This is a genomic window from Pantoea sp. X-Soil-OKNW-713 (assembly GCF_059730685.1).
The window spans coordinates 2,256,931-2,278,762 of sequence record NZ_AP035995.1 but is presented as its reverse complement, the minus strand read 5'-3'; the positions used below and the strand labels follow the sequence as shown (position 1 = coordinate 2,278,762).

General features: G+C 45.9%; 19 protein-coding genes and 3 pseudogenes. 11 read left to right on the top strand and 11 right to left on the bottom strand.

Annotated elements, in window-relative coordinates:
* The first annotated feature begins 1 nt into the window (after position 1).
* Positions 2-352: a DUF1493 family protein gene (locus AC6I8R_RS10580; RefSeq protein WP_415173690.1), complete on the top strand. Its 351-nt coding sequence runs from the start codon at positions 2-4 to the stop codon at positions 350-352.
* A gap of 99 nt (positions 353-451) precedes the next feature.
* On the opposite strand, the gene AC6I8R_RS10575 is transcribed toward AC6I8R_RS10580, so the two are convergent.
* The 3 genes from AC6I8R_RS10575 to AC6I8R_RS10565 all read right to left on the bottom strand — a co-directional run bounded on the left by AC6I8R_RS10575 (position 452) and on the right by AC6I8R_RS10565 (position 2,174).
* Positions 452-1,090: a hypothetical protein gene (locus AC6I8R_RS10575; RefSeq protein WP_415173691.1), complete on the bottom strand. Its 639-nt coding sequence runs from the start codon at positions 1,088-1,090 to the stop codon at positions 452-454.
* Positions 1,091-1,219: 129 nt separating this feature from the next.
* Complete coding sequence (locus tag AC6I8R_RS10570) at positions 1,220-1,669, bottom strand: hypothetical protein (RefSeq protein WP_415173692.1); 450 nt, start codon at positions 1,667-1,669, stop codon at positions 1,220-1,222.
* Between the two features lie 10 nt (positions 1,670-1,679).
* Positions 1,680-2,174 (bottom strand): lysozyme, encoded by a 495-nt coding sequence (locus AC6I8R_RS10565; protein ID WP_415173693.1) that lies wholly within the window; start codon positions 2,172-2,174, stop codon positions 1,680-1,682.
* A gap of 467 nt (positions 2,175-2,641) precedes the next feature.
* On the opposite strand from AC6I8R_RS10565, the gene AC6I8R_RS10560 reads away from it, so the two are divergent.
* Positions 2,642-2,881, top strand: coding sequence for a DNA polymerase V (locus AC6I8R_RS10560; RefSeq protein WP_415173694.1), 240 nt, complete (start codon positions 2,642-2,644; stop codon positions 2,879-2,881).
* Positions 2,881-3,027, top strand: a pseudogene (locus AC6I8R_RS10555) (Y-family DNA polymerase); the annotation flags it as partial. The gene AC6I8R_RS10560 and the pseudogene AC6I8R_RS10555, both read left to right, overlap by 1 nt.
* A gap of 216 nt (positions 3,028-3,243) precedes the next feature.
* On the opposite strand, the gene AC6I8R_RS10550 reads toward AC6I8R_RS10555, so the two are convergent.
* Positions 3,244-5,184 (bottom strand): putative bifunctional diguanylate cyclase/phosphodiesterase, encoded by a 1,941-nt coding sequence (locus AC6I8R_RS10550; RefSeq protein ID WP_497832234.1) that lies wholly within the window; start codon positions 5,182-5,184, stop codon positions 3,244-3,246.
* A gap of 510 nt (positions 5,185-5,694) precedes the next feature.
* Here AC6I8R_RS10550 and AC6I8R_RS10545 point away from each other — a divergent pair.
* The 3 genes from AC6I8R_RS10545 to AC6I8R_RS10535 all read left to right on the top strand — a co-directional run bounded on the left by AC6I8R_RS10545 (position 5,695) and on the right by AC6I8R_RS10535 (position 8,563).
* Positions 5,695-6,264, top strand: a complete 570-nt coding sequence (locus AC6I8R_RS10545; protein WP_497832233.1) for a MerR family transcriptional regulator — start codon at positions 5,695-5,697, stop codon at positions 6,262-6,264.
* A 9-nt stretch (positions 6,265-6,273) separates the two neighbouring features.
* Positions 6,274-6,609, top strand: coding sequence for a hypothetical protein (locus AC6I8R_RS10540; RefSeq protein ID WP_497832232.1), 336 nt, complete (start codon positions 6,274-6,276; stop codon positions 6,607-6,609).
* 1,000 nt (positions 6,610-7,609) lie between these two features.
* Positions 7,610-8,563 carry a hypothetical protein gene (locus AC6I8R_RS10535; RefSeq protein WP_497832231.1) on the top strand — a complete coding sequence of 318 codons (954 nt, stop codon included), beginning with the start codon at positions 7,610-7,612 and terminating at the stop codon, positions 8,561-8,563.
* A 412-nt stretch (positions 8,564-8,975) separates the two neighbouring features.
* On the opposite strand, the gene AC6I8R_RS10530 is transcribed toward AC6I8R_RS10535, so the two are convergent.
* Entirely contained in the window at positions 8,976-9,413 is a 438-nt protein-coding gene (locus AC6I8R_RS10530) for a hypothetical protein (RefSeq protein ID WP_497832230.1), read from the bottom strand.
* 219 nt (positions 9,414-9,632) lie between these two features.
* Between AC6I8R_RS10530 and AC6I8R_RS10525 the strand changes: the two genes are divergently transcribed.
* The gene (locus AC6I8R_RS10525; RefSeq protein ID WP_497832229.1) at positions 9,633-9,962 is read left to right on the top strand and encodes a DUF4156 domain-containing protein; all 330 of its coding nucleotides are present in this window, start codon (positions 9,633-9,635) and stop codon (positions 9,960-9,962) included.
* A gap of 1,101 nt (positions 9,963-11,063) precedes the next feature.
* On the opposite strand, the pseudogene umuC (AC6I8R_RS10520) reads toward AC6I8R_RS10525, so the two are convergent.
* The 4 genes and pseudogenes from umuC (AC6I8R_RS10520) to AC6I8R_RS10505 all read right to left on the bottom strand — a co-directional run bounded on the left by umuC (AC6I8R_RS10520) (position 11,064) and on the right by AC6I8R_RS10505 (position 16,035).
* Positions 11,064-12,331, bottom strand: a pseudogene (gene umuC / locus AC6I8R_RS10520) (translesion error-prone DNA polymerase V subunit UmuC).
* Positions 12,315-12,749, bottom strand: a complete 435-nt coding sequence (gene umuD / locus AC6I8R_RS10515) for a translesion error-prone DNA polymerase V autoproteolytic subunit (RefSeq protein WP_497832228.1) — start codon at positions 12,747-12,749, stop codon at positions 12,315-12,317. Before umuD ends, umuC (AC6I8R_RS10520) begins: the two are co-directional and overlap by 17 nt.
* Positions 12,750-12,913: 164 nt before the next feature.
* Positions 12,914-15,124, bottom strand: a complete 2,211-nt coding sequence (locus tag AC6I8R_RS10510; protein ID WP_497832227.1) for a tyrosine-type recombinase/integrase — start codon at positions 15,122-15,124, stop codon at positions 12,914-12,916.
* Positions 15,121-16,035 carry a tyrosine-type recombinase/integrase gene (locus AC6I8R_RS10505; protein ID WP_497832226.1) on the bottom strand — a complete coding sequence of 305 codons (915 nt, stop codon included), beginning with the start codon at positions 16,033-16,035 and terminating at the stop codon, positions 15,121-15,123. Before AC6I8R_RS10505 ends, AC6I8R_RS10510 begins: the two co-directional genes overlap by 4 nt.
* 124 nt (positions 16,036-16,159) lie before the next feature.
* Between AC6I8R_RS10505 and umuC (AC6I8R_RS10500) the strand changes: the two are divergent.
* A pseudogene (gene umuC, locus AC6I8R_RS10500) lies at positions 16,160-17,205 on the top strand (translesion error-prone DNA polymerase V subunit UmuC); the annotation flags it as partial.
* A gap of 96 nt (positions 17,206-17,301) precedes the next feature.
* Here the strand turns inward: umuC (AC6I8R_RS10500) and AC6I8R_RS10495 are convergent.
* The gene (locus AC6I8R_RS10495) at positions 17,302-18,210 is read right to left on the bottom strand and encodes a LysR family transcriptional regulator (RefSeq protein WP_415173696.1); all 909 of its coding nucleotides are present in this window, start codon (positions 18,208-18,210) and stop codon (positions 17,302-17,304) included.
* 117 nt (positions 18,211-18,327) lie between these two features.
* On the opposite strand from AC6I8R_RS10495, the gene AC6I8R_RS10490 reads away from it, so the two are divergent.
* The 3 genes from AC6I8R_RS10490 to AC6I8R_RS10480 all read left to right on the top strand — a co-directional run bounded on the left by AC6I8R_RS10490 (position 18,328) and on the right by AC6I8R_RS10480 (position 20,396).
* Positions 18,328-18,918: a flavodoxin family protein gene (locus AC6I8R_RS10490; RefSeq protein WP_415173697.1), complete on the top strand. Its 591-nt coding sequence runs from the start codon at positions 18,328-18,330 to the stop codon at positions 18,916-18,918.
* Positions 18,919-18,984: 66 nt separating this feature from the next.
* Positions 18,985-20,028 carry an aldo/keto reductase gene (locus AC6I8R_RS10485; RefSeq protein ID WP_497832225.1) on the top strand — a complete coding sequence of 348 codons (1,044 nt, stop codon included), beginning with the start codon at positions 18,985-18,987 and terminating at the stop codon, positions 20,026-20,028.
* Between the two features lie 80 nt (positions 20,029-20,108).
* Positions 20,109-20,396 carry a DUF1330 domain-containing protein gene (locus AC6I8R_RS10480; RefSeq protein WP_415173699.1) on the top strand — a complete coding sequence of 96 codons (288 nt, stop codon included), beginning with the start codon at positions 20,109-20,111 and terminating at the stop codon, positions 20,394-20,396.
* Between the two features lie 343 nt (positions 20,397-20,739).
* On the opposite strand, the gene pspF is transcribed toward AC6I8R_RS10480, so the two are convergent.
* Entirely contained in the window at positions 20,740-21,726 is a 987-nt protein-coding gene (gene pspF, locus AC6I8R_RS10475) for a phage shock protein operon transcriptional activator (RefSeq protein ID WP_415173700.1), read from the bottom strand.
* Positions 21,727-21,832: the final 106 nt, after the last annotated feature.

Sequence of the window (21,832 nt, the reverse complement as noted above, 5' to 3'; positions counted from 1 at the left end):
TATGCTAAGTGGATCAATCGATGCGAAGGTCATGGAATGGTACGACAACACCTTCAACAAGAAGCCACTATTCTCAAAAACAAAGCCAGCCGTGACGATGGAAACAAGTCTCTCTACAGGCGATTATCCGTGGGAGCGTTCAGCGGGTGATGAGATTATGAAAGACTATTTTTCACGGTTTAATGTGGAATCAGAATCTTTCGACTTCGTTGCTTACTGGCCTTACGAAAAAGGGCTTTTGCCTAACCTTCTGCGTCCTAAGTCGCAGAAGGTTGCCAACACCGAACCAAAGCCGCTAACCATACGGATGCTAATAGAGTCAGCTAAAGCGGGGCGGTGGTTATACAGCTAATGGTGCATACTCTGGCGACCATACACTGTAAAGCTGGTTTCTGACCAGCTTACTCTCAATGCTTATTTGAAAAGACTGTCCTGCTTTAATTTCTTCGTTTCAGCTATTAGAAGAATGACTGATCGGGATGATATTATCATCTTTTATTTTAGATGAAAATTTATTGAATTTTCTTTTATTCCATATGATAGTGGAAAAGCTATGCAAAAATAACAGAGTGAAAAATAAGTAAGCCAACCCACATGAGAGCAATACATAAGCGGATATGAGGTTTGAGGTAATGCCATCTTTGGAGTTAAAGAGGATGACAGAGGAGTAAAGCATAAATACTGATAGTGCAGCAAAGATAAGGGGCACCAGTAATGTTGCCTTCCTGATTTTTATCTTATCATCTCTATAAATATAAATTCCTTTTGCTAAGAGTAACGTTTTTGCTAACCCAATGTTGTTAAAGTAATCATCTGCGTAAAATCTAATGATTTTGATGGAGAGATTGATGTTGGAATGAAGTTTAAAATCTCCCATCTTGATTTCGTGCTTTAGTTTTTTCAGTGGATTTTCAGACGATGAGTACGTAAGGATGTAATCAATCGCTTCAATTTTCTTTTCTGTCGGAAGTGAGAAGAACGTTTTCTTAATGCTGGCTATTTTTTTAACCAATGGAATGATGATTAATGTCAGGAGTGGGGTTATTATCGTGGTTAAAGTTTTGATGGTTTCTGTTGTCGGCATTTGCAAAACAATCAATTCCTTATGTTAATGGCTTGATGTGGCACCCCTGTGATGCACTGAACAAACCCTGGCCTAAAGGCGTTGCCAGGGTGGTTGTTTTTATATGTCTGAAAAGTTGGGTTATCTGCTAAACCATCAATTGTTTATTGCGATGATACGGATAATGAATTTGCTACAGTCATTTTTAGTGCAAACGCCGCTAAACCATAATTCACCAGAGTCTCCAACCATGATCCCGGTATCTTTTGCAAAAAGGTCAGCATACTTTTGATTAAGAATAGCCTCGCTTAACTTCTTATCAAAAATCCTGTCGTAAAGTTTGATGAATTGCTTCGGGTTTTTGACATCCGTTTTCCGTTTGTCAATGTGAACTGTAATAGGGTAATCGACTAATGAAGCGATTTTCTCTTTATCTTTTCCAGCAACAGCCTTTTGCAGACTTACAAAGAAATCATGATATTGCTGATGCGTACTTTCTCCCATTAATTGGTCAATCCTGACATCCATATCCTTGTCTGTAGCAGCATAAGCGCCCGATGCTACCAGTAATGATAAAATTGCACCAAGAAATATTTCTTTTAACATGATATGTCCTTTATTTGAAGGGGGCTGATTCTTCGAGGCGTCGATGGTAAAGAGGTGCAAGTATCTTCGGTCTCCCTACCTTGTGTCCCCGTGCATCATGTTTATAAATATAGATATACTGGAGCATTTTTTTTCTGACAGATTCCATATCTCCTTTATCTGCCGACTCCATTACGGAAGCAGGATTTCCGACATTGTAAGAAAAGGATACCAAGGCGTCGAACTGGGCCTGAGTTAATTTAGTATGAGAAACTCTTTTTCGGATATACCGCTCAACAAGATGAACATGTCTTGATAACGCAGCATTAATGTCTTTAGTCGTCACAACGGTTTTCAGTTCTGCTTCTGTACACGTTCCGAAGTGTGCGAGGGTTCCCACACCCCATGTACAGTTCCCTGCGTGAGGACCTAAATCGTTATAGTACCGATAAACCACGCCTTCACGTATACGCAGATTTCCGTATCCTTCCATGCTCATTGAGAGAGAATCGTTCACTCCTGTCATCTGTCCTTAATCTCCTGTCTGTTCATTAAGTCAGTCCTTTATTCCTGATAAACATCTCGGTGCTGTGGTGCGGTTAATACTGATTTAAAGGTCATGGAACTGGACCGCCAAAGTGCTACACTCGCCGCATCAAAATCCTAAGCGCGAAGTTAAAAAAGTATTTTATTACAGAGTGTTGGCTACAGTAGCGGTTGAATGACATAACGAATCCATTTGTTAAGTTTTTCTTATATTAATCCCGATCGGATCAAGATGGAATGCTTAACGCACAGAAGGTTGTAATCATATGAAACTGTACCGTCCCAGGAAGACAGGGATGCGTCAGATATCAAGGGTAACTGAAGTAGCAGGGCTACTAAATTTCCTTCTCAGCCAGTCGGTTCCAGGAAACGTGCAGATCCTTACTTGATCGTATGTACCGATCAATAATACTGTATATAAATACAGTTATTCTTAAGGTGATTAACATGCCACGCGACTATGAAATCATGATTGCCTTCAGGCAGGCGATAAAACGCGATGCCGCTGGTCGCTTCACTATCAGCACACTCGACTTTGTACGGGAACTTGACCGGCTCAACTGGCATTACACGCTGCGTGCTGCAAACCAGTGGATTGAGACGCACACCACGACATTTCGCGATATCTCTCCCGCAGAGGGCGAAGAACGCCTGTTCCAGGTGTTTAACCCGAACGGGGGCATCTGATGTTCGCGCTGGTGGACGTGAACTCGTTCTATGCGAGCTGCGAAACGGTGTTCAGACCAGACCTGCGCGGTAAGCCGGTAGTGGTGCTTTCAAACAATGACGGTTGTGTTATTGCCCGCTCTACTGATTATGTGGAATTGAAAGTAAAAATCTGTCAATACCTGAAACATCACTGGCCCAGGGTAATCTGTCAGGTAAGTCTTTCTGGCGTGGTTACTTTTAAGCAAGAGGCAGAAATTCAGACGCATTATCCAGGCAGAAAAGGAAGGTGCTGAGGGTTTAATCTATCTGCTTATCCTTAAACCGACTGAATCGTAAGCTCAGCAAAAATATTTAATTTTAAAAATACCTGAACATCTTCATCAATCTGTGTCTACGAGGCACTTTCTGGACAGGCACAGCAACTCATCAAAACCTACTGGCCTACTATAAAAGTAACCCTGAAGGTAGTGAACACCTGCCATTTTCAATTTCAAAGCCTGATTTTCAGTTTCAACTCCCTCTACAACCACCTGATAACCTAACCCTCTTGCCATCTCAAGAACACCTTTTATGATATCCATACCTCCGGTATCCATCTGTCTGACAAAGGATTTATCTATCTTGACAGTATTAATACTCAGGCTATGGATTAGGGACAGAGAGGAGTATCCTGTACCAAAGTCATCAATTGATATTTTTATACCTGCGGAACGTAGGCTGTTTATTGATTCGATGACTTGTGGTTTATCTCCCGAAAAAACTGACTCAGTCATTTCAATGCAAAGTGAATTGTATGGAAAATCATGCTCTTTCAGTAAATTCAGAACGTCTTCCACAAAATTTTCACTGACAATTTGATAGATCGAGGCATTTACACATATGCGAAAGTCATCACCCTGCATATGTATTTTCTTTACTTCAGTTAATGCACAGTTCAAAACCCATAATCCAATTTCAACAATACATCCATTTTTTTCTGCAAGTGGAATAAACACATCTGGAGGAATGATTTCACCATTGAGATCCCATCTCAACAGGGCTTCAGCAGATTCGAAGCGACCTGAGTCACAGCTATATATCGGTTGAAAAACAAGATGTAACTGTTCTTTTTCAATGGCATTCATAAGTGAAACACTAAGATGGTAATCTCGAGCATTTCTTTCATAAATATCCCTGTCAAATACCACAGGAAGTTTTGTTTTTTTGTTTTTTTGCTCGTACATCGCCATGTCGGAATAGATAATAAGCTTATCGATATCATTCCCATGATCAGGGTAAAAGGAGATCCCGACCGAAGCGGTCAAACTGACAACATTTCCTGATGTCATGATCTTTTGTGAGAATGCAGCATTGACCTTCTCGGCCAGAATCCGTATATCATTTGCGTTCCTGAACTCAGAGAAAAATAGGAATTCATCACCTCCCCATCGTCCTATCAAGACCTCATCCTTAAAAGCATATCTGAATCTTACCGAGAGAACTCCCAGAATAGAATCACCAATGTGATGGCCAAAATTATCGTTAATGGATTTGAAGTTATTCAAGTCAACAAAGAGAACAACATATTTTGATTCCGGATGTGTAATGATTATATCTTTTGACTTCAGACGAAATGTCCGCCGATTCAACAGACCAGTTAATGAATCGATTTCATTCAGTCGTATAATCTCCCCCGTCCTTTCTTCAACAATCTTCTCCATATTTTTTAGCAGATGAGCATTTTCGAAGCGTAATTGGAGAGTCATTGTCAAAAAACTGGAGGTTTTTTCAGAAATGGAATACATTACAGCCGCAAAACATAAACCTAACCCACCCAGAACTTTATAATCTGGTCTGTCATCTGCCAGTAAGAAGAACGAGTATGGTAGAAGCAGTATCAGACAGTAGAGAATAGCTGATGTTTTATCACCAGATAAAACTGTCGTTGCACCACCGGCCATTGCTGAGAGAATTATCATTGAGGAGGTGAGTTCATATCCGTTGAATGTACGGTAAAAAAACAGACAGAAGCAGCTCCATCCAACAGCTGTGAGGATCACCCCGGCGCGAAAACGAAGTAGATCCCTGTAGATGCATTTATGGTCTCTTCTCCTACGCTGGTGCCAGCAATAAATGTCCCATCCCCTGACACATAGCAGTATTACCATGACAGACCACCATAGTGTTCTGCCAGAGTAAAGCCTGAAAGGTGAAAAGCCGAAAGCAAGTGCAGTACTCGCGAGAAAAGTAATGCTAATCCCGGATAGGGCATTCCTGTACAAGAGGACGATTTTTTCAAGGTTAATCTCAGTGGTATGTAATTCACGCCCGTGTTCTTTCATAAAACTTCCCCGATAATCACCAATCAAACCTAACCCCAAAATATAATAAAACTTTATTTCACACTACCTGACTCAATGTTGAGCCTCCATGCTCTTTATCAATTTATAGATAACAAAGAAATACACAAGGGCCTACAAATAGAGTGGCATTTCATTGCAAACAATACCTTGAAATCAATTGCTTAATTGATCGATCCACATTCTAATATCGGCAATCACTCGCAATTTCTTTAATTTTTATTCCCGAATTAGCACATTGCGCACACAGGCATAATGAGTCATTCTTTAATGAACAGCTCATCTCACCACGAACAGATTTATAACAATATGATTTTATTTATGAATATACTCCCCTCCCTACAACTCAATGAAAATGATAGTCAATTTCATTTAATAGAAACAATTTATTCGGTGAAAGTTTTTTTGATTAATCGTGCTATTTGACGAAGATCAATATTTCCTGAATATATTGCACTCATACTGATTAAACACTGAGCACACTGAGAGACAATGATTTTGAGATATTATGTAGATGATGTATTTAAAATGACTGGAGTAATTCCTGAAACATTGCGCAACTGGAAGCGATTTAAACTTATTGAAACTGAAAGAGATTACTCACTGACAGATTCAGAGCTATCAGAGGTCAGAATAATCAGAGCATTAACCTCTTCCGGGGACACTCTAAGTGAGGTACACACCCTGTTGAATGACTCCTGGCATTACAGACACAGTGGGTGGAAAATGAGAAATAAAGAATTTCTCATTTGCCTCTCAAGCGGTAATGAAATGGTTCTCAATGCATTCATGTGGAAAATGCTGACTGAATATACGCTTCCGGACCTCCTGGCTTCCTTTCTCATTCCTGTCAAAAAATATCTCAATGACAGAGGAAAAGAGGACTACCTTTCAAGGTATCATTCCTCCCTTGACATGTTGTCTGAGAGATTATCTGCACTATCATTAGAAAACGGACTGACTTATGCTTTTAATATCATAGATATGATAGGGGGCAAGAGAGAATCCCAGCAGGTCGTTTATGCTCATGAATCTCAGAAAAAAATTCCACAGCAATCATGACAAAAAAATATGAACAAGACCCTTTTATCTGGTATGAGGATGTTTTTCCTCATTCTGACTCTTTCCCTGAGTGTCTCTTTTAATGCTGCCCATGCTGCATCGTTTCCCAAAATGGCACTTCATGGGAAAAATGCGGATGGTTCAACTCTGGTTGTCACTACACGAGGGGATCGCGTGCTGATCAATGGTCAGCGAGCAACCTGCATATGGTTTAACACCAACTATGCCGAGTGCCGTGAAAAAAAAAGTAATGTTGTCGTCAGTTTTGCACGGCAGGACAACACATATAGTGCAAGCTGGACGGCCATAGTGGGCCGCGAACATGGTATCTTACAACCAGATTGATATATTTCCTCCACATTCACTTTTTGCTGATGTTACATCGAACGAAAGCGCAAGATTTAAAGTATGACTGGTGTAATCAGAATGTAATTCGGGTATTCATCTTTATTTTACATGAAGCATATCCCATTATATTTATGGGATATTCTCTCTTCCTGTTTCAGATGAAGTGACATTTCATTCCCCTGTGCTTTAACGTGGCATTCAGCACCTTTTCCCGGCAGGCCATTCTCATTTCTCATCTGAGCTCATACCACAATATAAATGACCTCTGAAAGCATCTGGACACTTCATGAACCTCCATTATCTGTCTGTAAACACTATCGTACATGAAAATTATCAATCTGATCATGCAGTTACCATATTATACTTAGTCGACGCACTGACTTTTTTTTCTTAATTTGCAATTTACGGATATGTAGTAATAGCAAGATATATAGTTAATTACGGGATTAACTATATGACTTCCTGCGTCGTGAAATTATTTCATGACTGATTATTTAAAAAAAAATTTAGCACCTCATCTGATTTTAGTTGATCGATATCAAATTTCGACCTGCGAAATATTATATATTTTACTCATCGAAATAAGTGTCTCTATTATAGGTACACGATATATTGGTGTGATTTTAACCTTAACCATATAAATAAAAATCCTATGAAATTCCTTGATGTCACCTTAAAAGGCGTGCATGCAGTGACTAAATGAAATTAGAAAATCTTGGCGGCGTCTTGGCGGCGCATTGTTACTTACCACATGCTTTAAAATTTCTCCCATGATACTTGTTAAGCCCATAATTTAACTGAATAAACCAGCAGTAATCCGGAACATCAAATACCAGATTAAATGCATTTAACCGGAGAATGCTTTGTGCCATTAGCCAGATTGTAAAAGACGAGAAAAAATTCAAGAGCCTTGCTCTCAATGTGAGTTTTAAGACTCCATGCAACAGAAAACAGTTTACAAAATTATTTATTTTACAAAAAAATGAGGATAGCCGAAATGAACCGTTTTAAAACAATCCTTCTGCCTCTGGTCATAACATCTTTGTGCAGCGGAATAACAACACTGAATGCTGCTCCTGTATTACAGGATAACAGCCCAGCACTCAGCCAATTAAATCAGCTGGCCCGTGATAGCCATGAGGCGGCACATCATGCTGCCGGCGCAATCTCAGCTGCAGCTCAACATCCCAATACAAATAACAGAGTTGCTGCTTCAGCCGGACGTATGTTGGTAAACAATGATCAATCCAGAGAACGCAGGAATATTGATGCTGCAATTCGTTCAGAGCAGGCAGCAATACCGAGTCAAGCCCAACAGGTACCTCAGGCCACACCTCAACTGGCTCAGGTCACTCCCTCTCAGGTACCGCAGCGTCAACCGGTCGCCACGCCAGTTGCAACACCACAGCAGATGGCGGTTCCCAATCAGGTACCTCAGGCCACACCTCAACTGGCGCAGCTCGCTCCCTCTCAGGTGCCACAGCGTCAACCAGTCGCTACCCCGGTTGCAACACCACAGCAGATGGCGGTTCCCAACCAGGTTCCACAGGCTGTACCCGGCCAGGTTCCATCACTGAAACCTACCCCCAGCCGAATCCCGGTAGCCTCTCCAACAGCCATTCCGACAATTAACGTCAGTGTCAAAACGCTGGCCGCTAAAGCACCGGCAACCCTCGTTAATGCAGTGATTGACGGCCATCCTGTTCAGATTACGGCCGGACAGCTGGCTGCAGTACGACCAGCGACACAGGTCGCGGTTGCTTATACCCCGGCTTTTCAACGGCATGGTGGCCAAGGAAACTCACATGAGCATGGCGGGCATGGCCACGCAGCCAGTAGTGATAACTCAGGGCAGAATAATGCGGCATCGCACAGCCATGGCATTGGGGGGGGGAATCATATTGGTGGAGGTAGTGCTGAGTCCGGATCCCGTAATGTAGGTCGCTGGTAGCAGAGTAAGCCTTGGCAACAGGGCATTCCTGAAAAATCCTGAATGATATGGATTATCTGCTTCACAGTTACTGCCGTCCGGGTCTCTAACTGTTTATCCGCTCCTGATCTGATCGTAGCATTACAGTCAGAGTGGCGAATAATTTGCCAGTTACATCATTGTTAATACAGATCGTATACTAACTTCTGGTGCTGTTACTGCGGGCAGCTGAGCCACGGTTGATCTTGCCACTTAGCTCACTGCCCTGCACAAAGCCAATAAGGCTGAATACATTAATAATAAAACTCCGGAAACATATCCACATCGTTACCATGAAGTAGATTCCGGTCCACGTAATCATCCTGCACACTTTTAAGAGAGTGACGCTATGATAAAAACCATATTCAACATGCTTGCAATTGCTTTTTTTTGTTTATCGTTTAATGCATCCGCCATTTCTGAATCTTACCGTAAAAATCTGGAAACCCATGGCTGCACGCAGGTTCAGGATGCTCATGGAGAATGCGAAAAAAACCGGAATACCCATAAAATGCCAGACGATCAATGGCATCTTGCCCGGTGGGCAGAGGATTACAAACGAGATGTTCTGCTGGGTGAAAACGTTGGCAAAGCCGTCACCCGCATGCGGGATGAAGGTTTCAAATTCCATGATGGTATTTACTGGAAACAGGGTATAGGCTTCCGCCTTGAGATGAAGTCTGGCAGGGTCACAGATGTCAAGACTTTCACTAAATAAACATCCCCCGTGCGGGGGGATGCCGGTCATTAACTTACCATAAGCCCCTAGGAAATACAGATCGAAAAAGACCACACAGTAACTTTCTTTATTCTCTGTGTTTACTTTCTGCATTTCTCTGACTACTTTATTTTGCAATAGGAACGTATGAATCAGGTCGAAGAACGATACTTAATGAGCTAATATCTGAAAGTCATTATTGAAATGGAAAAATGACAAATTGATTTGGTTGATTTATTTACCCTAAAGAGATTTATATTTCTTAAAGTCGATAAACGGTCTTGTTACGTTATTACTCAGAGAAACTTGAACAATCACCAATGAAACAGAAAAGTGACTGATATGAAAAAAATATACTTATTCGCCTTTTTATTACAATGCGTTCTGCTTGTCGGATGCTCAACCACAATGACTGACAGGGCATCCCGGGTTCAGATAATATCAGCGGAGCAGGCTAAAGAGTATCAGTTTGTCGCCAATGTATCTGGGTCATCAACACTTACCGGCGTGGCGCGCCATACTGGCTATCAGAATGCCATGAATGAAGTACTGGACAAAGCAGCCGAAGAAGGTGCTCAATATATTGTTATTGATCCCAGCAGCGCACCTTCTTACTGGACTACCAGTGAAGTCATCAGAGCTTCTGCCTATAAAAACAAGTAATAATACAAGAGGTTAACTCAGGCCCGAGGCTAAATCGGTCCTGAGTTTAATCAACGACGAATCATGGAGTTTTATAATAAGTCTGGGAGATTATGTTCTGAATGAAACATGCTTCTGTTCTGAGCAGGATGAAGCACCGGTAAAGGCTTTTCAGACAATGACATCAGATTTCTGTAATTGCAGGAGGATTTCTGTATGTGATAATTACAATATGGACACATGTTAACATTATGATATCGAACTCTGGCCGCTGATAGGGCCTGTTGTGCTGAATAACAGGAACCAATAAAAACCCGGGATGATGCTGCAGGTAGAAATTCACAATCAGAATTGTGTAGCAGTATGCCATTGTGTGAGTGCTTGCTGATGTAAAAATATTTTGATTTTTTCATATCAATTCCACTTTATGAGGATAAGCTCGGAGGCAGGGTTATATCCCAACCATGTTTTTTGTATTTAAACCGTAGCTTCTGGATTATCATGCACCCATTTTTCTGAATAAATTTCAGAAAAACCAGGATGCATTTCCCCGATGGAAAATGAAAAAAGTTAACTATGACGGATGAAATTCACCTTCTTACATGCGATGATTCAGGATAACTTTATGCTATGCTGGGCGATGAAACAAGTGAGTAAAATCCTACTTTAAAGCTATATGGATGCCCGCAGGGTTGTTAATTTTCATCAACCATCTGATTTTAATAGGAAATAATAAAAAATGGAAAGTAAAAAACATAAAATAATTTCTTGGTTTTTTATTTTACGTTGGCAGACTCATCAAAATAACTGAAGTTCTTTGTCAAAAATTTCTAAAAAAAACATATGCGTAACTTATCATTGGCCTGCGCTCCATATAAAAATCTTATTATCCGCATGCCGGCAGTTGGATAATGAGCCCGTTTAAGGTGGTTAACTGATGTTATCATCTAAAAATTATTGCTGGAGATTGCACATCTTCACCTGATTTAAGATTGATGTGTTGTTTTTTTAAATTTCGCAAGAATTTAAAGGCTGTTACAGGGGCATAAAATACATGATAGTGTCTCATGAGATGAGTTATTTAAGTTCTTTAGTTTTCACTGTATATCGTAACGGATATCACTATCTGACGAGAGGGAGATCAGAATATCGCGTGGTATAACAGGGTGATAACATTTCACGCTTCATTGACCAGGGTTTATTGGCTCCCTGCCCCGCAAACCACACCGTTCCACGTCCGGAACGATTAAGTTGATCAATAACCTGCATCAGTGCCGCGCTGTTTGATCTTGGCTGGCAATCATCAAACAGGTTGAGCTGTGAAATTCCCTGACTGAAGAAATCGCTCAGCATCACACCTGCTTTCATATAGCGATGTCCATCAATCCAGATACGTTGCAGTGCTGCAGTCGCGACGCGACGCGAATGATATCCCGCGTATCACAGGACGGTGTTAGCAGCCTGCCCGATGTCTGGTTACCATAGAAAACTTCATCTTGTGCATGTGGACTGGTACGAAGAAACACGCTGATATAGCAGCAGAATTGTTTCTCTTCACGGAGTTTTTCAGCGGCCCGTTCAGCGTAACTACAGATTGCCTGATGCATTTCTTCATACTCAGTTATCCGTCGACAAAAAGAGCGACTGCAGATGATTTGTTGTTTAGTGGGAGAGAACTCTTCCAGACCCAGACACCGCTCACCACGCAACTCTCTTGAGGTTCGTTCCAGTACCACATTAAAATGTTTCCGGATCACCCAACTGGAGCTCTCTGCAAGGTGCAGTGCTGTTTCAATCCCCATCAGATTGAGTTTTTTACTGATGCGACGACCCACCCCTCACACCTCGCTGACGGGCACTTTTGCCAGCAATTTCCGCTGACGATCAACATTCGATAAATCGACGACACCGCCTGTTTTTTTCCATCTCTTAGCCGCGTAATTAGCCAACTTAGCTAACGTTTTAGTCTGGGCAATCCCAACACCAACGGTCAGCCCGGTTTCTTTGAGTAATCGATTACGAATGTCATGACCGAAGATCTCAAGGTCGATACAATTCCTGACGCCGGTCAGGTCGAGAAAAGCTTCATCTATAGAATAAATCTCCACACCCGGAGCCATTTCTTCGAGGATTGTCATCACCCGACGACTCATATCGGCATACAGCGCGTAATTAGAACTGAACACCTTCACCTTCTGGCGCTTGAGTTCATCCTTCAGTTTAAAATAGGGGCCAGCCATGCCAATCCCCAATTCTTTCGCTTCTGCTGAACGGGAAATTATGCACCCATCGTTGTTGGAGACGACAACAACGGGCTTACCTTGCAAGTCCGGCCGGAAAACAGTCTCACAGGAAGTATAAAAACTGTTTACATCAACAAGCGCGAACATGTCTGTGGTCTTTCAGGGTAAAGGTTACTACACCAAAAATTTCCAGCTCCTCTTCTGCTCCGAAAACGACAGGAGAATAGTTTATATTCCGCGGCATGAGCTGAAGGCGTGGATAGGTGTGGAGTTCTTTCACCGTGAATTCGCCTGCGACTGCAGCAACAACGATATCGCCATGAACTGCCGATAATGCGCGGTCTACAACCAGCAAGTCACCGTGACTGATGCCTGCGTCTGCCATTGAATCTCCACTGACTCTGACAAAGTAGGTTGCGCTGGGATGTCTGACGACGAGTTTATTCAAATCGAGACTGTCCTCGACGTAATCCTGAGCAGGGCTTGGAAAGCCGCAAGGCACCCGTTCTGTAAAGAGTGGAAGCGGGCTCGTTACATCGGGTTCAGAGGGAATAATCAGTTGCATAATGGTCATCCACGACACTGTGTTTAAATACAGTACCTATGATTACTTTGATTGATCAAGAGCCCTGATGGCAGGTTTGCAGGAAGCCGTTGAAGCACCTCTGAATTTAAGTTGAAACTGATTTCTGAATATCTAAAGCTGCGCTTTGCAATAATCGCATTCCGCTATTTTTTCTGCTCCCCCGGCGGAGAGACACCGCTGAGTTTAGTGAGAAGTCGCTCCACTGCGTCGATATCATTATCTACCGCTGCCTGTTCATCTTCTGTCAGAGGGATCTCCTGCATCAGTTTGAGCAAATTCTGCCGTCCTTCCAGATATTGTGCTTCCGATGACGATTTTGGCATGTAGAAAGAGCACTTGGCACAGGCCATACGATGAGGGCACTGATCAAAAAAATCATACGTACAGAAACCATGCCCCAGATCGTAATAGCGCCAGGGTCTGCCTTCCTCTGCCTGTCCTGCTACTATGACATCCTGATCGATGAGAACAGATACCATACGGCGGTTACGTTCAAAGTAACCGGCTTTGCCGAGAGATTCGGCAAGCCTCGTCGGAGTGATATCAACATAATGACGCGTGGATTCCGGTGAGGCATGCCCCAGCCATTTCTGCAGTTCAAAAATATCAAGCGGTTCCCGGGCATTATAAAGCTGGCTGGCGATAGTCGCGCGTGCACGATGGCTGGTAATCTTACCTCTGGCATCCTGCTCAGGAATGCCCGCTTTTTTACACAGCAACGGAACCAGCGATTTATTAATATAGCTTCCATGCACCCGTTTTCCCCGATGCATAAAAAGAAAATGAACACTCTCGCCGGTCTTTGGATCTTCCTGAAGCGCCTGCGGGCTACGAACCTGTTCCCAGCGTTCAATATAATCTCCAACAATGGAGTCAACCGGTTTTGTAAATGCTGCGTAAGTCTTACTGACCGGGACATCCATCAGGCAAATACGTTGTCCGTCATTTTCTTCTGAGGCCTGCCAGCGGATACAACCGCACCGCATGCGCAGAATTTCATCACGTCTGAGTCCGCCAAATAACCAAAGCACACTTAATGCCCTGACCATCTCAAGCGGATAAAAATAGGGATACCCGACAGAGCTTGGCAGGTCTGCCTCCTGCAGATTTTGTCCCGCGTGAATTAATTTACACCAGAGCTCATCACTCACTACACGAGGATCGGGGCCGATCTGCGCTCTCAGGCTTCTGGGTGCTCTGAGAACTCTTTCCGGACTGAATCTGACCGGGATCCAACCCCACTCCTGAAGATCACGAAACAAAGTATGCACATGTCTGAGCATTCCGGCACGCGCCGAGGGCTTCATCAACTTCCCACGTCGATCACGATACATACCTCCCGGGTTTGACCATTCACCTACTTTCATTTTGCATGCTGTCGTTACCCATGCCATTGCCGTCTCCCGCGTCCAGTCGGCCGGTGACACGCACTCCGGATGACAATCCGCCAGCCAGCGACCGCACTTGAGCAACACATACCAGCATGCCTCGACGCTTGAGGGGCGCAGCACAGAGGTTGCACGCCATCGCTCACACCAGGAAAGCCATTCAGCAGGCACATTGGTCACAGCATTATATTCCCGAGGCGGACGTCGACGCTGTGACACCCGATGCTCGAAACTGTCATCAATAACCCCTGATGACGCCAGTATACGCGACAGCGTTGCGGAGTACTTGCGGAGGTAAGCCGGTCCTGAAGAGGCTATATATCGTAACGTGTCGACACTGGTGCGCTCTGGCTGTGGTTCACGCTGAAGCAGCATTGCCATGCACAAGGCATTCCTGATGCCGTTATTTCTCCCATCGCCAGGAGCATATCCCACCGCAATCATCATCTCATTAAGTCTGAGGACTGCTGCATCCGTATGCTGACGCCCAAAAACTTTGAGACAGAGCCGGTACTGATAAAAAACACCACAGGATTCCAGACGATCAAAACCACACAGCAACCACGCCAGTGCCATCACGTATTGCCGGCAATTACCACTGGCCCCAAACCTTCGGCGAAATTCACCTTCAGTGCTGCAGATGACTTCGGACCACTCTGACTGTGTCCAGGCCCAGTATGTTTTTCGGAGACGTTGCATCTCTACGGTTATATCGTGAAGGGATGAATTGTATGGAGCCCTGGCCGCATGCATCCTTACCAGTGTGTCGCGGAGCGGTAAGAGAAGACGAGACAGTTGTTTTAATATCTCAGGCGGCCAGTTTTTTCCACCCTGCCGGAAATGACTGATCAGCGTGTCCAGCGCTTCAAGCTCGCCCACAGCAAAATCAGGTCGCGTATCCCAAAGCGGATCGGGAAGGCTGAGCTGTATTGCAGGACAGGGCGCGGTCTGTTCAGATTGCATCATGGTGAAGAATCCTGGAGGTGCAACAGAGTAAGGCGGTGAGTATGCAAAGACTCCACTGTACAGTTGAATCGACTGCTCAGATCGCGTGCGCTGAGATGAATGTACAGCAGTGTTGACTGGATGCGACGGTGCCCGGCAAATGCGGCAATTTCGTGGATATCCCACCCCGCGCGGGCCAGTTCCGTCAGGCAGAGATGCCGAAAGGTATGTGTACTGATGAGTGGCAGCCCGGCTTGCAGCGCCAGGCTGCGTACCACTTTTGACCAGGTCCAGCCGCTGATAGGCTCCGTCCGGTTACGCGGCGAGTGCGACAGAAAAAGCGGGCCTCGGGATGCACTGAGCTGACGCCGCTCAGCCAGCCAGGCCATGTAAAGCTCACCGGTCACCGGGGAATAAGGCACCACCCGGCCACATCGGTTTTTGGTATGCTCTGCCCGAACAGAGAGCAACCGACGGGATGGATCGATATCACCGGTAGTCACTGAACAGAGTTCTTCCCGGCGTAATCCACAGTCGTAGGCCAGTGCCAGCATAAAACGGGTTCTGATGTCAGCCTCTCCAGCTACAGTCAGAAAATGCAGCCAGTCTTCATCATCAGGGATCCACGGCAGTCGCCGCTGAACAGGAACTATGCCCGGTTTTCCCTTCCCGTTAGTTTTCCAGTTGCCCCTTCTGACTGGATTTTTTTCCCGTAGCCCCTCTTCACAAAGCCAGTCGCTGTAGAGTCTCACCACCGTCAACCGGTGACGGATAGTCGCAGCTGAGAGGTGGCGTCCAGCATGCAGGCTGCGGATATACAGTGCAACAGTATCATGCCCGGCGCCGGTTGCCGTCAGGCCACAAGCGTGGCAAAAGGTCAGCCAGTCATTGACCCCACGGGCATAAGCGTCAACGGTATTTGGAGCACGCAACAGGTCTTCCTGGAGGTTGATCCAGCGGCATGCCGAAGCATCTCCGGCCAGAAAAGGCAAAGCATCTGTCAGCTTCCTTTGCACGGCGTGACCCTCTGAGAATCGATTGTATGAAATATAGTCAATTCCAAATAACATAGAGGCGAAAGTGCTGGGTATCAAAATGGGCGACCCATATTTCAAAATGAAGAAGGAGCTACGCCGCCACAAAGTGCAGGTGTTCAGTTCGAATTACTCGTTGTATGCCGACATGTCTAACCGGGTCATGTCCACCCTTGAGGAAATGGCACCGGCAGTGGAAATCTACTCCATCGATGAGGCTTTCATGAATCTTTCAGGAATGGAGAGGAATCATTCACTGGAAGAGTTTGGGCGACAGGTACGCGCACGTATCAAACGCGATACCCATCTGACCGTCAGCGAAAACTCATGGCGCTGGTGCCGGTCGAGGATGTGTGGGGCGTTGGCCGCCGCATCAGTAAAAAACTTAATGCAATGGGCATCACGACCGCTAAAGACCTGTCAGAACAAAGCACCTGGATTATCAGGAAGCATTTTAATGTGGTGCTGGAACGCACGGTGCGAGAGCTGCGCGGCGAACCATGCCTGGCAATGGAAGAGTTTGCGCCGACAAAGCAGCAGATTGTCTGCTCGCGTTCCTTTGGTCACCGCATCACTGATTATGTGGAAATGCGCCAGGCAATTTGCGCGTATGCCGAAAGAGCAGCCGAAAAGCTGAGAGGTGAGAAACAATATTGTCGGCAGATAGCTGTATTCCTTCGAACCAGCCCCCACGCAGAAAATGAGGTGTTCTATGGCAACCAGGCAATGGGAAAATTGCTCACGCCTTCAAACGATACGCGTGACATTATCCGGGTGGCGATGGAGGCATTAGAAAGTATATGGATACCCGGACACCGGTACATGAAAGCAGGTGTGATGCTGGGCAACTTTTTCAGCCAGGGCGTGGCGCAGCTTAATCTCTTTGATGAATTCCAGCCACAGACTAATAGTGAGGCGCTGATGCGGGTTGTTGATGGACTTAATCAAAGTGGGAAGGGAAAAATCTGGTTTGCGGGGCAGGGGATTCTTAAGGCGTGGGAGATGAAGCGTGAAATGTTATCACCGGCATACACTACCAGACTTTCGGATCTGCCCGTCGTAAAGTAAGGCTTTAGGGCTGGGATCTACTTCCGCTCTTGCCAACAGCGGACATCATCATTACCCAACAAAATTATTTGAGCTGATTAATCGGTTTTACATCATTCATCTATCTAACCAAGGTGCTATTACCGTTTCGATCCAGCCAGTGAACGCCCTGACACGGTGAGAAAGATTTCTTCTGTGGGCTACAACCAGTGAAACGGTAAGTGGGGAGGGGCGCAGGTGAGGCAGTATTTCAACCAAGGAACCGCGTTCTATGTGGTGTTTTAGCGCCCAGTGACCAGCCTGAATTAACCCTATGCCAGCAAGTCCGGCTTCATGATAGGTTTGCACGCTGTTGACCTGCATCGTTCCAGGAAGTGGAAGTGACGAATAGCCCTCTCCTTCAGGATATTCCCATCCAGAAAGCCGCGAACCGAACAGGCGCGTATAATGCACCATCTGATGCCCCTGATTAATTAAATCGTCAATGGATTGTGGAACGCCATAGCGACGCAGATAAACGGGACTTGCCACATTCACCATTCGCAGCTTGCCGAGCTTTCGCGCAATCAACGTTTCATCAAATACCGGGCCGAGGCGGATAACACAGTCAAAGCCTTCCTGGACAAGATCGACTCGTCTGTCAGTGCTGGACAATTCCAGCTCCAGCTCAGGATGTTTCGTTAAAAGCTGCGGGAGTGCGGGGACCACCATGCTGCGTGCAAGTTCGGTTGGCATGTCTACCCGAAGCTTACCCCTGAGCAGGGTGTCCTGTCCCGCAAAGAGATGCTTCAACTCCTCCGCTTCTGCGAGCAAATCCCGGGCGCGGGAATAAAACAGTCTGCCATCTTCAGTAAGTTGCACACTTCTCGTGGTGCGGTGAAGCAGCGCAACACCTATCTCCTGCTCAAGTTCGCGAATGACTGCCGATACCCGACCCTTTTGTGTTCCCAGGCTTTCAGCTGCGCGGGTAAAACTCGCCATTTCGGCTACCCGCGAAAAGATCATGAGTGCATCGAGGTTCTTCATTGTTCTCCATATGGATAACAGTTAGTTCATTTTTTAGTTATTTATACTCTAGCCTTTACTCAATAAGCTAATCAAACACAACATCGTCCCAAGACATCAATTTAAAAGGCCCCCGACATGACTCAGGAAATTTCAAACGTTAAAGCAGTCGTTGTTTACCACTCCGGCTACGGTCACACCGAACGCATGGCTTTGGCTATTGCAGAAGGCGCAGGTGCAGAATTGCTGGTTATTGACCCACAGGGGAATCTGGCTGATGGGGCATGGGAAAAACTTGATAATGCTGACGCCATTCTGTTTGGTTCTCCAACCTACATGGGCGGGCCAAGCTGGCAGTTTAAGAAGTTCGCTGATGAGTCATCCAAGGCCTGGTTTACAAACAAATGGCAGAACAAGATTTTTGGGGGATTCACCAACAGCGCAAGCATTAACGGCGACAAACTCAATACGCTTGAGTATTTCTTTTTACTGGCCGGTCAGCATGGCGGTATATGGGTAAACATGGACATCAAACCCGCGAATACTAAGGCCTCAGTGCGCGATGATTTAAACCGTATGGGATCCTCAATTGGCGCAATGGCTCAGACTGATGCAGATGCGTCACCTGAAGAAATGTCGGTGGGCGACCTTGAAACCGCCCGCTCTTACGGTCGTCGTGTTGTAAGACTGGCTCAGCAATTTCTGCAGGGTAAATCATCACAGCTTTAACTGTTCAATGGTCTCGGGTTGCACGCTTGCAGGGGCCAATACCGTTAAAAATTCAGGATCACACTGATGAAATATAACCAACTTGGCCGTACGGGTCTTTTTGTCTCAGAGCTATGCCTTGGCACAATGACGCTTGGCGGTAACGCCGATGCGGGCGTCTGGTCAGCCATTGGTGCGCTCGACCAGGACGAGGCGAACAAGCTTATCGCTACTGCGCTTGCCGCCGGTGTTAATTTCATCGACACCGCAGATATTTACTCCTATGGTCAGTCCGAGCGCAGGGTTGGTCAGGCATTAAAAGATCTGGGCTTAGAAAGAAACAAGATCGTTCTGGCGACCAAAACGGCGGGTGCCATGGGTGATAAACCTAACGATCAAGGGGCATCGCGTGGGCACATTATGGATTCGGTTCAGAGAAGCCTGGAGCGCCTTCAGGTTGACCATATCGATCTTTACCAGATTCATTCAAATGACACCGTTACCCCTGTTGAAGAAACGCTGCGCGCTCTGGATGACCTGACCCGGCAGGGTTTGGTTCGTTACGTCGGTGTATCCAACTGGCCAGCAGGTAAATTAGGTAAAGCCATGGGCCTGAGTGAAGCGCTGCATGCGACACGTTTCGAGACGCTCCAGGCCTACTATTCGGTTGCCGGTCGAGATATTGAGCGTGAACTGGTGCCGCTGGTGCAGGATGAGCGCATGGGGCTGCTGGTGTGGTCACCGCTTGCAGGTGGCCTGCTGTCGGGAAAATATGGCCCGGGCGCACCGTCAGTGGAGGATTCACGGAGAACTCACTTTGATTTCCCGCCGGTCAACCTTGCACTGGCATGGGACTGTGTCACTCAGATGCGGGCGATTGCTGAAACTCATGGCGTCACAGTCAGCCGCATTGCGCTAGCTTGGCTACTTTCCAGACCTCACGTAACCAGCGTCATTCTGGGTGCGAAACGCATTGAGCAACTTGAAGATAACCTGGCCGCAGCGGATGTCATCCTCAGCGAAGATGATCTTGAACGCCTGAATTCTGTCAGTGCGCTTCCGCCTTATTACCCTGGCTGGATGATTGAACATCAGAATGTAACCCGATATCCCGCGCCTTACAGGCGCTGAAAGCAACGTAATTAAACAACGCTGTTGAAGTTTCATCCCCCGGGCTTTTGCTAACACCAATAATGTTTTAAGGGAAAAAAATGAAAGGTTATCTAATCGCACACTTTACCGTCACTGACCCACAGGCCTTTGGTCATTATGTCCGGGCTGCAGACGAAGCCGTCAAAGAATTCGATCCGAAAATCATTGCATGGTCAGGCCAGTTTGAAAATCTTGAAGGTGAGCATCATGAACAGCACATGATTTTTGAATTTAAAACCTATGAAGACGCTAAAAACTTCTACGAAAGCCCGGCCTATCAGGCTGCGAAAATCATTCGTCTCCGTTCAGCAACGGGCACGTTTACACTTGTAGAAGGTACTGAGTAATCCTGTTCGTGCGCGGTTTTTGATGTAAGACCAGACACCCGGAAGTGATGAGTCTTTCGGGCCAGCTGAATCGGCACCACCAAAACTCCAGTCGAGTGGCTTCTCGTGAGTTTCAATTCGGTGGTGCCACCCCGCTTCCTGCATCGCCTAAAAAAACAAGACCTTTCCCCGTTGAATAACATGTGCCAAAAATACTGAAGCAATTACAAATGACCGCTGTTCGCTCAAAGCAGCTCATGAGCCGGAAAGGTAAGATACAAACAAATTAAGTCAATTATATTTTGAGAAATTCGCCATAAAATCACCTAAAAATATGATCTAATCATATGAATAAAATAGGTTTTCACTCTGTTTTTATGCCGTGCTTCTTCATCATCGCCCGTAGCTGGTGATAGGTCACCCCCAGCAAGTCGGCCGCACGGCGTTGATTATATTTCGCCTCTGCGAGGCTGCGATCAACCAGTTGGCGCTCCTGCTGATTTTGCCATTGACGCAAATCGAGTGGCAGGGCAGGCACGCCACTTTCTCCACTGACCACATCGGGCGCAGGCGTATTTCGCGGCGCAAACGGATTGATAATGATGTTATCCAGTTGAGCGTCGACGCTGTGATGGCGATAAACCGAACGTTCCACCACGTTTTTCAGCTCACGCACGTTACCCGGCCAGCCGTAATTTAATAGCGTCTGCTGCGCCTGTTCGGTGAAACCGGGAAACAGCGGCAAGCCCAACTCACGGCACATCTGAATCGCGAAGTGTTCCGCCATCACCAGAATATCGCTGCGCCTTTCGCGTAGCGGCGGTAGCTGCACCACATCAAACGCCAGTCGATCCAGCAGGTCGGCGCGAAATTTTCCCGCCGCCGCCAGCGCAGGAAGGTCCTCATTGGTGGCACACACCAGACGTACGTTTACCTGCAACGACTGGTTGCCACCCACGCGTTCCAGTTGGCCATATTCAATCACCCGCAGCAGTTTTTCCTGTACCAGCATCGGTGCTGTCGCCAGCTCATCCAGAAATAATGTGCCACCATCGGCACGTTCAAAGCGGCCAAGATGGCGCTTTTGTGCGCCGGTGAATGCCCCCGCCTCATGGCCGAACAATTCAGAGTCGAGCAGGTTTTCATTTAATGCGGCACAGTTCAGGGAGACAAACGGGCCTTGCCAACGGTCGGAGAGAAAATGCAGGCGGCTGGCAATAAGTTCCTTGCCGGTGCCGCGTTCACCAATCACCAGCACCGGTTTTTCCAGTGGGGCAAGGCGGGAAACCTGTTCCAGCACTTCAAGAAAGTTGTTAGATTCGCCCAACAGGTTGTCGTTGCCATTCGCCATGATGAATTTCACTATCAGTTAATCAATTTCACTACCTTAAGGGAAAAGGTGGAGAGTGTAAAATAATCAATTGTAGTTAATTCAATAAGATAAAAACTGGCACGGC

Coding starts and splice junctions, on each gene's coding strand:
- AC6I8R_RS10580 (WP_415173690.1), top strand. CDS start 2: ATGCTAAGTGGATCAATCGATGCGAAGGTCATGGAATGGTACGACAAC.
- AC6I8R_RS10570 (WP_415173692.1), bottom strand. CDS start 1,669: ATGTTAAAAGAAATATTTCTTGGTGCAATTTTATCATTACTGGTAGCA.
- AC6I8R_RS10565 (WP_415173693.1), bottom strand. CDS start 2,174: ATGACAGGAGTGAACGATTCTCTCTCAATGAGCATGGAAGGATACGGA.
- AC6I8R_RS10560 (WP_415173694.1), top strand. CDS start 2,642: ATGCCACGCGACTATGAAATCATGATTGCCTTCAGGCAGGCGATAAAA.
- AC6I8R_RS10550 (WP_497832234.1), bottom strand. CDS start 5,184: ATGAAAGAACACGGGCGTGAATTACATACCACTGAGATTAACCTTGAA.
- AC6I8R_RS10545 (WP_497832233.1), top strand. CDS start 5,695: ATGATTTTGAGATATTATGTAGATGATGTATTTAAAATGACTGGAGTA.
- AC6I8R_RS10540 (WP_497832232.1), top strand. CDS start 6,274: ATGAACAAGACCCTTTTATCTGGTATGAGGATGTTTTTCCTCATTCTG.
- AC6I8R_RS10535 (WP_497832231.1), top strand. CDS start 7,610: ATGAACCGTTTTAAAACAATCCTTCTGCCTCTGGTCATAACATCTTTG.
- AC6I8R_RS10530 (WP_497832230.1), bottom strand. CDS start 9,413: ATGCAGAAAGTAAACACAGAGAATAAAGAAAGTTACTGTGTGGTCTTT.
- umuD (WP_497832228.1), bottom strand. CDS start 12,749: ATGCAACTGATTATTCCCTCTGAACCCGATGTAACGAGCCCGCTTCCA.
- AC6I8R_RS10510 (WP_497832227.1), bottom strand. CDS start 15,124: ATGATGCAATCTGAACAGACCGCGCCCTGTCCTGCAATACAGCTCAGC.
- AC6I8R_RS10495 (WP_415173696.1), bottom strand. CDS start 18,210: ATGAAGAACCTCGATGCACTCATGATCTTTTCGCGGGTAGCCGAAATG.
- AC6I8R_RS10490 (WP_415173697.1), top strand. CDS start 18,328: ATGACTCAGGAAATTTCAAACGTTAAAGCAGTCGTTGTTTACCACTCC.
- AC6I8R_RS10485 (WP_497832225.1), top strand. CDS start 18,985: ATGAAATATAACCAACTTGGCCGTACGGGTCTTTTTGTCTCAGAGCTA.
- AC6I8R_RS10480 (WP_415173699.1), top strand. CDS start 20,109: ATGAAAGGTTATCTAATCGCACACTTTACCGTCACTGACCCACAGGCC.
- pspF (WP_415173700.1), bottom strand. CDS start 21,726: ATGGCGAATGGCAACGACAACCTGTTGGGCGAATCTAACAACTTTCTT.